Origin of the sequence: Asticcacaulis sp. YBE204, from assembly GCF_000495855.1 — a bacterium.
In the GTDB taxonomy this organism is placed as follows: Bacteria; Pseudomonadota; Alphaproteobacteria; order Caulobacterales; family Caulobacteraceae; genus Asticcacaulis.
Genome location: NZ_AWGF01000020.1, coordinates 100,224 through 112,281 on the forward strand (window position 1 = coordinate 100,224; position 12,058 = coordinate 112,281).

Below are 12,058 nucleotides of genomic sequence, written 5' to 3' on the forward strand. Positions count from 1 at the left end.
TAAAATCTTAAAATTTTGCCGCTTTCATGCAACATTAGCGTTGATATTTGGACACAGTAGTGCGCAAATGTCACGCGGCTTGAGGCCGTTGAAGGAAGTGGGTCTTGAAGGGCACAAGCGTAAATCGTCGCCTTGAGTTCTGGCGCATGCGGCTGTCGCGGGGGCTGAAAAGCACCGAACGCGGACGTATGGGGCTGGCCTTAGGTTATGCGCTATCGGCCCTGATTACCGCTTTCATTATCTGGATGATCATCGCCGCGCCGGGATCAGGACCTTTGGGCCCCTCCAGCCCGGTGCTGTTTGTTCTGGTTTGCCTCAATCTGGCGCTATTGCTGACCCTCAGCTTTTTCGTCCTGCGGCGCGTCTTCCATCTGGCGCGGACGCGCGGCGCGGACGCCGGGGCGCGTCTGCACGTACGCTTCGTCACCATGTTCGCTTTGGCCGCCGTGACGCCAGCATTTGTCGTAGCCCTTTTTTTCGGCGTCCTGGTCAATCGCGGGGTCGAGACGTGGTTTTCCGACCGCGTGCAGTCGTCGGTCGAAAACGGCGCCTTCATCGCCAAGACCTATTTCGATTCACAGGTCAACACAGCCACTGACACCCTGACCGACGTCGCGCGCGATCTGCAACGTCCCTATATGAAGCAACTTTTCCCTAATCGGCTCAGCTTCGGGCTGGCCATGCGTGATCTCATTTCGATACGCGGGGAACTGACGGCGGTCTATCTGATCGACGACAGCGGGCAGGTGCTGGCGCGAGCGGAAAATCCCGGCGCGCCGCCCTATCTGACGCCGTCCCAGAACGCCATCGACACGGCCTCGGAAGGCGACATCAATGCGGGCGTCTTTTCGGCACCCGACGCCGTGCGGCTTATCTACCCCCTGCAAGGCTACAATGGCGCAAAGCTTTATGGCGTAAAGGTTTTGCCCGACGGGATTATGGACAAAGGTGCCAGCGCCCAAAGCGCCATCGCCGACCTGCGCGAAACGTCCGAGAATTCCGCCCGCGTTCAAGGCGTCTTCGCGCTGGCCTATATGGAAACCGTCCTGCTGGTCCTCATCGGAGCGATCTGGGTCGGGACCTCGGCGGCGGATTCGATCGCGGTCCCCGTGGCCCGACTCGTGCAGGCCGCAGACAAGGTGGCCTCAGGGGATCTCAACGCACGCGTGATGACCGATAAGCAATCGCAAGACATCGCCGTCCTGTCGCGCGCCTTCAACCGCATGACCAGCGACCTGCAAACCCAGCAGGCGGCGCTGAAATCCGCCAATCAGGAAGCCGAGGAGCGGCGGCGCTTTATCGAAACCGTGCTGTCGGAAATCTCGGCCGGGATCGTCGGCCTCGATGAATTCGAGAATATTTCGGCGATCAACCGCCACGCCGCCAATTTCCTGTCTGAAGCCGTCGATGCAGCGCTGGGGCGGCATATCCGCGATCTCGCACCCGAAATTTCCGAACTGCTCGATAAGGTGACGCCCTACAAGGTCGAGGAAGCCGAGGTCGATCTGGTGCGCAAGGGCGAAACGCGTCGCGTCCGCGTGCGCGCCTCGTCGCTGGAAACCGGTGGTGCGGTTCTGACGTTCGACGATATCACGCGTTTGGTGGCCGCTCAGCGTAACGCCGCGTGGAAAGACGTGGCGCGACGTATCGCGCACGAAATCAAGAACCCGCTGACGCCGATCCAGTTGTCAGCGGAGCGCCTCAAACGCAAATACCGGGTGCAGATTGAAACCGACGGGGAAACCTTCGACCGCCTGACCGACACTATTGTGCGTCAGGTCGGCGATATCGGGCGCATGGTCGATGAGTTTTCGGCCTTTGCCCGGATGCCGGTGCCGAATTTTGCCGAAGAGGACGCCGCCGAGCTTATCCGTCATGCGGTGTTCGCCCAGCGCGTCGCCAAGCCTGACGTGCAGATCGAGATCGCCGAGCCGCTGCCCGAAGTCAGCGTCGTCTGCGACGGTCGGATGTTGGCGCAGGCATTGGGTAATGTGCTGAAAAACGGCGGCGAGGCGATCACTTCGCGTCATATGGCTACGGGCGAGGGCGGCGAGGGTGGGCAAATGCGCGTCGAGATGCGTCAGGAAGAAGGCTTCCTTACCATCGAAATAGAGGACGACGGCATCGGGTTGCCGGATAAGGACCGCGATCGCCTGACTGAACCCTATGTGACCACGCGCGAAAAAGGCACGGGCCTGGGGCTGGCGATCGTCAAGCGCATTTTGGAAGACCACGGCGGCGAATTCTATCTGGCGGACGCCGTCCATCTCAGTGGGGCGAGGGCGATCCTGCGGTTGCCCAAGACCCAAAGCCAGCCGGTAACGAGTGAGGCCCCGGATAACGGGACCAGAATGATGAGGGTGTGATGAAAGTCTCTTCGGGCGTTGATATTCTGGTGGTCGACGATGAGGCCGATATCCGCGAGCTGATCGCGGGTATTCTTGAGGACGAAGGCTATGCCGTGCGGACGGCTGCCGATTCCAACGCGGCCTTGCGGGCAGTGAAGGCGCGCAAGCCGTCGCTGGTCGTGCTCGATATCTGGATGCAGGGTGGCGGGCTTGATGGGCTGGAACTGCTCGACGTCATTCGCGAGCTCGATCCGGATATCCCGGCGGTCATGATCTCCGGTCATGGTACGATCGAAACGGCCGTCTCGGCCATCAAGCGCGGCGCATATGATTTTATCGAAAAGCCGTTTAAAACCGAACGCTTGATCATGGTTATTCAGAGGGCACTCGAAGTGGCGGCGCTGCGCCGCGAGAACAAGCGCCTGCGTAATCAGGCGGTGGTGCCGGACGGTCTGGTGGGCAATTCGGCGGCGGCGCAACTGCTGCGTACCACCATTTCCAAGGTCGCCGGGGCCAATTCGCGCATCATGATTTCCGGCCCCGCGGGGTCCGGCAAGGAACTGGTGGCGCGAATGATCCACGACGCCAGCCCGCGCGCCAAGTGCGAATTTGTGCCGATTTCCTCAGCCGGTGTGACACCTGAGCGTCTGGATGTCGAGCTTTTCGGCGAAGAAGGCGAGGGCGGGCGTCCGCGCAAGATCGGCGTGTTCGAGCGCGCGCACGGCGGGACATTGTTCCTCGACGAAGTGGCCGACATGCCGCTCGAGTCCCAGGGGCGTATCTTGCGGGTGCTGGTCGAACAGCGCTTTGTCCGCGTCGGCGGCGTCAACGACGTGCAGGTCGATGTACGGGTCATTTCCTCGACCTCGAAGGATCTGTCGCAGGAAATCGCCGCCGGTCGCTTCCGCGAAGACCTGTTCCATCGTCTGAACGTGGTGCCGGTGCGCGTGCCGGGATTAAGCGAGCGCCGCAGCGACATCGCCGAACTGGTTACCTATTTCATCGAGCGTATCGCCAGCGCTCAGGGTTTGCCGAAGCGACGGTTGTCGGAAGATGCGATGGCGACGCTTCAGGTACACGAATGGCCGGGCAATGTCCGGCAATTGCGCAACAATATGGAACGTCTATTGATTCTGGCGTCGGGCGACCCGTCCGAACCGATCACGGCGCAGATGCTGCCGGCGGAGGTGGTGGAATCGGCGGTGGCCGGTGCCATACGTCCGGAACGCATCATCGCCTTGCCGCTGCGCGATGCCCGCGAAGTGTTCGAACGCGAATATCTGTCGTCGCAGATCGTGCGGTTCGGCGGCAATATTTCGCGCACGGCCAACTTCATCGGCATGGAGCGCTCGGCTTTGCACCGCAAGCTGAAAAGCCTCGGCCTGGCCCATATCCGCAGCCCGGAAGACGAAGACCTGTAGAGACTTCGGCTGGGATAGGTTATGGGGTTCAAGGGGCCTGAGGCCCCTTGAGTCTTTATCTGAGATAAATCATGTCCCGAATTGCCTATGTCAACGGCGCCTATACGCGCCACGCCGATGCTGCCGTCCATATCGAAGACCGCGGCTATCAGTTCGCGGATGCGGTTTACGAAGTCTGGTCGGTCTTCGGCGGGCAACTGGCCGATCTGGGCGGACATCTGAATCGACTGGAGCGCTCCTTGCGCGAACTGCGCATCGACATGCCGATGTCGCGGGCGTCGCTGGTCGTGGTGCTGAACGAGGTTATCCGCCGCAACCGCATCGTTGAGGGGCTTGTCTATCTTCAGGTCAGCCGCGGCGTCGCCCCGCGCGATCATTTCTTCCCGACGACACCCGTAAAGCCTGCGTTGGTCATCACGGCCAAATCCGTCGATCGTCAGGCCGCTCTGGCCAAGGTCGAAAAGGGCATCAAGGTGATTTCGGCACCCGATAACCGCTGGGGCCGTTGCGATATCAAGACCGTCGGCCTGTTGCCCAACGTGCTGGCCAAGCAGGCAGCGCGCGATTCGGGCGCGTCCGATGTAATCTTCGTCGATGGCGAAGGTTTGGTGACCGAAGGCGGCTCGGCCAATGTCTATATCGTGACTCACGAAAACGAGGTCCGCACGCGCAGCCTCAAGGCCAATATCCTGCCCGGCGTGACGCGGATCGGCCTGCTGGAGATCCTGCGCGAGACGGGCTTCGACGTTTCCGAAGGCGCGTTCACCCTCACTGAGGCCAAGGCCGCAAAAGAGGTTTTCCTGTCGGCGGCCTCGACCTTTGTCATGCCGGTGATCATGATCGACACCGATATTATCGGCGACGGAAAACCGGGAGAGGTGGCACTTACACTCCGGCAGACCTATATAGAGCGGGCGCGTCGCACGGCAGGTGTCTGAACGTAATAATATTTTACGCTAGGGCGGTTGTAACTAAGGGTGTTTGTCGCCTATGATACTTCACGGATTTATGTACTCATGCGGTATTGTAAATTTCCGACTTTTACCTTTTTCTGTGTGGAGGTGCTTTTGCCTCCGGAAAATCCAAACAAGAGGGCTGACTAATGTCCCACGAAAAGAAACAAAACCTGCAGGACACGTTCCTTAACAGCGTCCGCAAAACCAAAACCCCTCTCACCATCTTCCTGATCAACGGCGTCAAGCTTCAGGGCATCGTTAGCTGGTTCGATAATTTCTGTGTGCTCCTGCGTCGCGACGGTCAGTCGCAACTGGTTTACAAGCACGCGATTTCGACCATCATGCCGGCCGCACCCGTTCAGTTGTACGAGCAGGAAGAAGATTCCGACGACTGATATCGTCGGTTCAGCTTTTAAGGCTTAAGATTGACCACGAAATTTATAGACCGCACACCGGGCATCCAGCGTGCGGTCATTATCGACCCTGACATGAACACGCATGGGGGAGCGCAGCCTTCGGTGAAGCAACCGCAGGGCATTTCTGTTGCGCGTCGTTACGAAGAGTCACGCATCGACGAAGCGGCGGGTCTGGCTATCGCGCTCGACCTTGAAATCGCCGCCACCCATACCGCCCGCGTGCGTAAACCCAATCCCGCCACCCTATTCGGCTCCGGCAAGGTCGAGGAAATCGCCGACCTGTGCGACGAGGTCGAGGCCGATGTGGTGATCATCAACACCACCTTGACGCCTATTCAACAGCGTAACCTCGAAAAGGCCTGGGAAAAGAAGGTCGTCGACCGCACCGGTCTGATCCTTGAAATCTTTGGCCGCCGCGCGCGGACCAAGGAAGGCAAGCTTCAGGTCGAACTGGCGCGACTGGAATACGAAAAGTCGCGTCTGGTGCGCACCTGGACCCACCTTGAGCGTCAGCGCGCCACCGGCACGACCGGTGGCCCCGGTGAAACCCAGATCGAACTCGACCGCCGGATGATCGCCGACAAGATCAAGGTGTTGAAAGGCGATCTCGAAGAGGTCCGCCGCACGCGCAACCTGCATCGCAACGCGCGCAAGAAGGTGCCGTATCCCATCGTCGCGCTGGTCGGCTACACCAATGCCGGCAAATCGACCCTGTTCAACCACCTGACCCGCGCCGAGGTGCTGGCCAAGGACATGCTGTTCGCGACGCTCGACACGACGCTGCGGACGCTGAAACTGCCGAACGGGCGGGCGGCGATCATTTCGGACACGGTGGGCTTCATCTCGGACCTGCCGCACGAACTGGTGGCGGCCTTCCGCGCCACGCTGGAAGAAGTGCTGGAGGCCGACCTGATCCTGCATGTGCGCGACATGTCGAACCCCGAAGCCGAGGCGCAGGGCCACGACGTCATGCAGGTGCTCAACCACATCCATCCGGAACTCGATACGTCGCGGATGCTGGAGGTGTGGAACAAGGTCGATCTGCTCGATGATGAGGCCAAGGACATCCTCTATGCCCGCGCGGTGACCGACCGGGCAGTGAACAAGCCGCACATGGTCTCGGCCATCACGGGAGAGGGCATCGAGAGGCTGCTGACCGATATCGCCCAAAAGGTCGACGAGGCCGGCACCGAGATCGATGTCGAACTGGCGCCGCAGGACGGGCAGTTACTGGCCTTCCTCTATAATCAGGGCCGCGTACTGGGCCGTTTCGATGATGAGCAGGGCTATATCCACCTGAAGGTCAAGCTGTCCGATCAGGCGCTTGGCCGCTACGAGCAGATGACCGGTTCGATCAAGCCGCAGGAGCAGTGGTAAAATAACTTGATCCACCCCTTGTAAAACGATTGCACACCTAATAGTTAGATATCTAATTATTAGGTGTCTTTCTATGTCTTCCCCCATATCGCCCGAAGAACGCTTTTCCAAAGCCCTCCATGCGACCGCGCGACTGTGGCGCGGGGCGCTCGATAAACGCCTGCGCGATCTGGGCGTGTCCGAATCCGGCTGGATGACCATCGCGCTGATCGCCAAATCTGAAACCCCGCCATCGCAAAGCGACCTGGCGCAGGCCCTGTCCGTCGAAGGTGCCAGTATGGTGTCGATGATCGACCGGCTGGTGAAGCTGGGCCTTGTCGAACGGGTGGGTTCTGAGGCCGACCGGCGCGTCAAACATATCGTCCTGACCGATGACGGCCACAAGGTGTTCGCCCGCGTCAAGCAGGAGGCGGACGCCTTCCGTGCCGAGACCGTTTCGCGTCTCGATCCGGAAAAATTGGCCGTGGCGGCGGATATAATGGAACAATTACAAAATTTTATAAACGAGTCCTGACGATGAGTGTGTCGACGGAAACAGGCGAGGGGATTATAACCCCGCGCGAACGGACGATGATCACCTTCTCGATCATGCTGGCGACCATCATCGTGGCGCTCGATGGCACCATTGCCAACGTCGCCCTGCCGCACATGCAGGGCAGTCTGAACGCCTCAATCGATCAGATTACCTGGGTGCTGACCTCGTTCATCGTGGCCACCGCCATCGCGACGCCGCTGACCGGTTGGCTGTCCGACCGTTTCGGCATCAAGACCGTGTTTCTGTGGTCGATCGGCGGTTTTACGGTCGCGTCGATGCTGTGCGGCATTTCCGGTAATTTGATCGAAATCGTTCTGGCGCGCGTGCTTCAGGGTGCGTTCGGTGCTGCACTTGTGCCGCTGTCACAGGCGACTCTGCTCGACATCAATCCTCGCGAAAAGCACGGGTCGGCGATGGCCGTGTGGGGCATGGGTGTCATGATCGGGCCGATTCTGGGGCCGACGGTGGGCGGTTGGCTGACTGACAATTACGACTGGCGCTGGGTATTCTTCATCAATCTCCCGGTGGGGGCGCTGGCCCTGTGGGGCATCTGGCGCTTTATTCCGTCCAAGCCCGGCGCGCGGCGGGTAAAGTTCGACATGTACGGATTCGCGGCGCTGAGCATTGCCATCGGCGCCTTGCAGATGATGCTCGATCGTGGCGAGCAGTTGGAGTGGTTTTCCTCGGCTGAAATCTGGCTGGAAGCCATCATCGCCGCCATCGCGGTGGCCTATTTCGTTATCCATACGGCGACGCGTCCGGCGGGCGAAACCTTCCTTGACTACCGTCTACTCACCAATCGGAATTTCCTGACCGGGCTGCTGTTCATCTTCCTGGTCGGTATGATCCTGTTCGCGACGCGGGCGCAGGTACCGCAACTCTTGCAAGGCCTTCTGCACTATCCGGCGGAGTTGGCCGGAATGGTTACGGCACCGTCGGGTCTTGGCACCATGCTGGCCATGTTCATCGTCGGGCGACTGGTCGGTAAGGTCGATCTGCGGCTGATTCTAGCGGTCGGTTTTGGTCTGACGGCGTTCTCGCTGTGGCTGATGTGTTCCTATACGCTGGTCCTGTCGGAAAAGGACATCGTCTGGCCAGGTGTCATTCAGGGCGTCGGTCTGGGGCTGGTCTTCGTGCCGCTGTCGGCGGCGACGTTTCAGACCTTGGCGCCACATCTGCGCGCCGACGGCACGGCCATCTATAGCCTTGTTCGCAATATCGGTTCCTCCATCGGGATCGCGGTCATTCAGGCCTTGTGGGCGCGCAACAGTCAGGAAGCGCATGCCAATATCGCCGATCATCTGACGCAGGATAATTCGGCCCTGAGCGCCTATCTCAATGGCGGCGGGGGAGGCGCTCTGGCCTCGCTTAATTCCGAGGTGACGCGTCAGGCGGGAATGATCGCCTATGTCGACGGGTTCTGGTTGATGTTTATCCTCACTCTGGCGGCTATTCCCTTGCTGCTGCTTATTCGGATCAACAAAAGCGGGGCGGCGGAAACGTCGACGGTAGCGGCGGACCATTAAGCGTCAGAGTGTCGCGATATTAAAGCCAGACACCGCGTCACACTTTTCGGCGTATCGCTCTAAAAAACTGTCGTGAATCTGCGGCAAAGTCGCTTTTATGATTCGTGTTCTGATCTTGCTGTGCCTTTTCGCCTTACCGCCTGCTGCGCAAGCTCAGGAGGATTGGTCGTCCACGGAAACCGAGGTTGTGGTGCGCGGCAAGCCGGGTGTCGGTCCTGCCTTGTGGCGCGTCACGGATGGTGACAGTCAGGTGATCATTATTGGCGTCCTGCCGGTATTTCCGAAAAAGCAGAAATGGGCCACGAAGCGGGTGGAAAATGCCTTGCGCGGTGCCAATCGCCTAATCACGCCCGCCGACAGCAGCACCGGTCCGGGCGACCTGTGGTCTCTTATGTCCCAAAAGGGGCTGCCGAACCGTAGTACCTTGAAGGATGGCCTGCCGGCAAACCTTTATAACCGTTACGAAAAGACGGCAAAACGGGCCGGTATTCCGATCAGGGATTTTGCCCGTGACAAACCGGTTTGGGCCGGAGCGCGTCTGCGCCGTGAAGTCCTGCAAAAGTACGGTCTGAGCGAGAACGAGCCCGTTTCCACCATCAAAGGTCTGGCACGATCCGCCGGTGTGCCCGTCAAGGCCGCCGGGCGCTACGACGCGGGTCCGCTGTTCAAGGCGGTCAATGCCATGAGCGAAGAGGCGGGTGAGGCGTGTCTGAGCCATACGCTGGACGACATCGATTTCGATATCGATCGCGCGCCGGTGGCCGCCAAGGCCTGGGCGATCGGCGATATTGCTACGGTCCGCGCCCACTATCAGGGTTCGGCCCTGATGAAATGCCTGTCGGGATCTCCGGCGGCAACGGCGACACTGAATCGCAGCGTCACCGATTCCGTCACTGCCGTCAGCGACGCTCTGACCAGACCTGGCAAGACCGTAGCTGTGTTTCCGCTGGCCTTGCTGCTGCGCAAGAGCGGCGTGCTGGAACGCCTGCGCGCCAAGGGTTATCGTGTGTCTGCACCACTGGATTGAGGGCACGGCGCGCACCATTGCCGCCGCCTATGTTTCAGCGTAGCCTGACACTTTCATGGAAGGTGCTCATATGGCGAAGGTAGTAGGACTGGGTGGTGTGTTTTTCAAGGCAGCCGATCCGACGGCGGTAAAGGACTGGTACGCCAAAGTCCTGGGTTTCGAGATCACCGAATGGGGCGGCGCCATGTTCGCGCACCCGGGCATAGGTCATACGACCTGGGCGCCATTCGCCGCCGACACGACCTATTTCGAACCGTCGACAGCCAGCTTCATGGTCAATCTTATCGTGGACGACATCGACGGCGTTCTGCAAGCGGCCAAGGCGCAGGGCGTCGAACCGACAGGGCGGATGGATGAATCCTATGGACGTTTCGCGTGGCTCGTCGATCCAGCCGGGATCAAGGTCGAGCTTTATCAACCTTTGTAAGAGTGGCGACAAAGCCGGCGTGTAAATATCGCTCGATAATGTCTAGGCCGATTAGAAATGTCGCGGTTTGTGCCAAATAGAAATGTCAGTCGGGCGGGGGAGGCGCGCAGCTTTCAAGCCAGCGCAGCGCCGTTCCGCCCGTCGCCCTTCTGTTTTTTTGCGGTGCGACGCTGGCAATAATTTCAACACCTCAAATGTTTGGTAGCAAACTTGTCTGTCAACTCTTTGATCGCGTTGCAGAACGGTCCAACACCATGAATATTACGTTCAGGCAGGAGTCGATGACATGTCCGTTGATCCGATAGAGCGCCTTAAAGCGCAAATCCATGATGTTAGTGATGTCTACATCGGCACTGGTTGGGACGCCGAAAGCTATATAGCAGGCTTGGAAAGCAGCTTGCTCGAAGCAGTTTGTCAGCCGTTCGCTGTGACCGCCAAAATCGCTGAGCCAGGACTTCCCGACGCCCAGGTAGGAGAGGTAGTCTCTGGAGAATGTGTTGCTCATTCTAATGGCTACTGGCTCATTTATCAGCCGAAGAATGACAGGTTTGTATGCTTTTGGGGGACCTGCATAGACAATCTCTCCGCGCCCGGTATTTTTGGTTCGCCATTGGGCTGCTGGTCATCTTAACGCGACTGGTTGTGACCGGATGCCTGGCTAACCAACATCGAACATATGCCCGGATTGGTCTCGACGCTTGGGGCCTTTGTGGGTTCGGTAGGTCGTTGGGTTCGCTTCCTGACTCTGTTTGATCAGGTCGAGAAGACTGCCCAGACGCTTGTTCTCAACGACCGATGTCTGCTTGACCTGACGTATTTTATCGAAGAGATCCTGACCTTCGTAGCGGATTAACAGCCGACCGTCGGGATAGTCGTAGACGGTAACGCGTTTACCGATGGCCGACTGAGCCGCTTCGGTAGGCTCCAGGATGAAGAGCACTTTCTCATATTGCAGGGTCAGCGCCTGAGATAGCGTGCGCTCCACACGCCAGGTGAAGGTGTCATCGAGATTGTCACGGTCGGTCATGGCTCGGTGCAGGTCCTTTGGGTTGGCGGGAAGCTTGGCGAAGCGGGCGTTATAGTCAGCGATAAAACCAGGAAGAAACGCATTGCCATCGGCCATTGAACTGACGCCAGCGAGCCTCAGTTCCTTGACCAGACGGTCTTGCAGCGTTTTGTTGGCGCGCTCGACACGGCCCTTGGCCTGGCTGGAGTTGGCGCAGATGATCTCGATGTTCAGATCGCTCAAAGCTCGACCGAATTGCGTCAGGCCGTCGGTATTGGCACCACCAGGCTTGTTGACGCGGAATACCGCGTGCTTGTCGCTGTAAAACGCGATCGGCTTGCCATGAGTCTCAAGGTAGATTCGGGTCGCCTTGTAATATGCGAAAGTCGATTCCGTCTGAACGAACTGTAGATGCATCAAGCGGCTGGTGGCATCGTCGATAAAGACGAGCAGGGTGCACTTAGGGCCGCGGCCCTCGAACCAGCGGTGATCCGAGCCGTCGATCTGGATCAGTTCGCCTACGCAGTCACGCCGATACCGCGGCTGATACACGCGTCCGCGACGCTTTTTACGCGGTTGCCAAAGACCATCCTCGATCATCCAGGCCCGCAGCGTCTCACGCGACACGCTCAGATCATGCAGTTCATGTAACTTCTCAGCTGCGAACGTCGGCCCAAAATCCGCATAGTTGGCCCTGACGACAGCCATGACAGCCAACCGGACGTCGTATGGCGTCTTACGATTGCTGGACTGACCGCGCTTCAGTGAAATCAAACCGCCGGCACCTTGTAGCCTGTAGCGCTTCAACAATCGCCAAACCTGTCGCTCGCTTATCCCAAGCACGACAGCCGCGGCACGCGCCGGCATCCGTTCAAGATCGACGTCACGTATGACTTCCAGCTTGTTCAGCTCTGTATCGCTCATAGTCAGTACCCGCATGGCTTCTGCCTCCACATGGCCAAATCCGACCGGAGGAGACTGACACGTCTAATTTGCGTGGCACTGACATTTGCATTTTG

11 protein-coding genes are annotated in these 12,058 nt (G+C 59.1%); 10 read left to right on the forward strand and 1 reads right to left on the reverse strand.

All coding sequences use genetic code 11. The features are described from left to right. Positions 1–104 precede the first annotated feature (104 nt). The 10 genes from AEYBE204_RS38275 (at position 105) to AEYBE204_RS40485 (ending at position 10,664) form a co-directional block, all read left to right on the forward strand. Entirely contained in the window at positions 105–2,366 is a 2,262-nt protein-coding gene (locus AEYBE204_RS38275) for a PAS domain-containing sensor histidine kinase (RefSeq protein WP_023463953.1), read from the forward strand. Continuing rightward, a complete protein-coding gene (locus AEYBE204_RS38280) occupies positions 2,366–3,769 on the forward strand; it encodes a sigma-54 dependent transcriptional regulator (RefSeq protein WP_023463954.1) in 1,404 nt (467 codons plus the stop codon). The genes AEYBE204_RS38275 and AEYBE204_RS38280 overlap by 1 nt, the downstream gene beginning before the upstream one ends. 71 nt (positions 3,770–3,840) lie before the next feature. Further along, positions 3,841–4,707, forward strand: coding sequence for a D-amino-acid transaminase (locus tag AEYBE204_RS38285; protein ID WP_023463955.1), 867 nt, complete (start codon positions 3,841–3,843; stop codon positions 4,705–4,707). Positions 4,708–4,871: 164 nt separating this feature from the next. Further along, positions 4,872–5,120: an RNA chaperone Hfq gene (gene hfq, locus AEYBE204_RS38290; RefSeq protein WP_023463956.1), complete on the forward strand. Its 249-nt coding sequence runs from the start codon at positions 4,872–4,874 to the stop codon at positions 5,118–5,120. Between the two features lie 30 nt (positions 5,121–5,150). Next, positions 5,151–6,518, forward strand: coding sequence for a GTPase HflX (hflX, locus tag AEYBE204_RS38295; RefSeq protein ID WP_023463957.1), 1,368 nt, complete (start codon positions 5,151–5,153; stop codon positions 6,516–6,518). Between the two features lie 73 nt (positions 6,519–6,591). Beyond that, positions 6,592–7,032, forward strand: coding sequence for a MarR family winged helix-turn-helix transcriptional regulator (locus AEYBE204_RS38300; RefSeq protein ID WP_023463958.1), 441 nt, complete (start codon positions 6,592–6,594; stop codon positions 7,030–7,032). Positions 7,033–7,034: 2 nt separating this feature from the next. Beyond that, positions 7,035–8,579: an MDR family MFS transporter gene (locus tag AEYBE204_RS38305; protein ID WP_023463959.1), complete on the forward strand. Its 1,545-nt coding sequence runs from the start codon at positions 7,035–7,037 to the stop codon at positions 8,577–8,579. A gap of 97 nt (positions 8,580–8,676) precedes the next feature. Next, positions 8,677–9,606 (forward strand): TraB/GumN family protein, encoded by a 930-nt coding sequence (locus tag AEYBE204_RS38310; RefSeq protein WP_023463960.1) that lies wholly within the window; start codon positions 8,677–8,679, stop codon positions 9,604–9,606. Between the two features lie 70 nt (positions 9,607–9,676). Next, the gene (locus AEYBE204_RS38315; protein WP_023463961.1) at positions 9,677–10,033 is read left to right on the forward strand and encodes a VOC family protein; all 357 of its coding nucleotides are present in this window, start codon (positions 9,677–9,679) and stop codon (positions 10,031–10,033) included. Positions 10,034–10,319: 286 nt separating this feature from the next. After that, entirely contained in the window at positions 10,320–10,664 is a 345-nt protein-coding gene (locus tag AEYBE204_RS40485; protein WP_155908499.1) for a hypothetical protein, read from the forward strand. A gap of 27 nt (positions 10,665–10,691) precedes the next feature. Here AEYBE204_RS40485 and AEYBE204_RS38325 read toward each other — a convergent pair whose 3' ends face one another. Further along, positions 10,692–11,978, reverse strand: a complete 1,287-nt coding sequence (locus AEYBE204_RS38325) for an ISNCY family transposase (protein ID WP_031231555.1) — start codon at positions 11,976–11,978, stop codon at positions 10,692–10,694. Positions 11,979–12,058 lie beyond the last annotated feature (80 nt).

What these genes read in the sequence shown, in the direction of transcription:
- AEYBE204_RS38280 (WP_023463954.1), top strand. Translation starts at nt 2,366, where the DNA reads ATGAAAGTCTCTTCGGGCGTTGATATTCTGGTGGTCGACGATGAGGCC.
- AEYBE204_RS38285 (WP_023463955.1), top strand. Translation starts at nt 3,841, where the DNA reads ATGTCCCGAATTGCCTATGTCAACGGCGCCTATACGCGCCACGCCGAT.
- hfq (WP_023463956.1), top strand. Translation starts at nt 4,872, where the DNA reads ATGTCCCACGAAAAGAAACAAAACCTGCAGGACACGTTCCTTAACAGC.
- AEYBE204_RS38300 (WP_023463958.1), top strand. Translation starts at nt 6,592, where the DNA reads ATGTCTTCCCCCATATCGCCCGAAGAACGCTTTTCCAAAGCCCTCCAT.
- AEYBE204_RS38305 (WP_023463959.1), top strand. Translation starts at nt 7,035, where the DNA reads ATGAGTGTGTCGACGGAAACAGGCGAGGGGATTATAACCCCGCGCGAA.
- AEYBE204_RS38310 (WP_023463960.1), top strand. Translation starts at nt 8,677, where the DNA reads ATGATTCGTGTTCTGATCTTGCTGTGCCTTTTCGCCTTACCGCCTGCT.
- AEYBE204_RS38315 (WP_023463961.1), top strand. Translation starts at nt 9,677, where the DNA reads ATGGCGAAGGTAGTAGGACTGGGTGGTGTGTTTTTCAAGGCAGCCGAT.
- AEYBE204_RS40485 (WP_155908499.1), top strand. Translation starts at nt 10,320, where the DNA reads ATGTCCGTTGATCCGATAGAGCGCCTTAAAGCGCAAATCCATGATGTT.
- AEYBE204_RS38325 (WP_031231555.1), bottom strand. Translation starts at nt 11,978, where the DNA reads ATGCGGGTACTGACTATGAGCGATACAGAGCTGAACAAGCTGGAAGTC.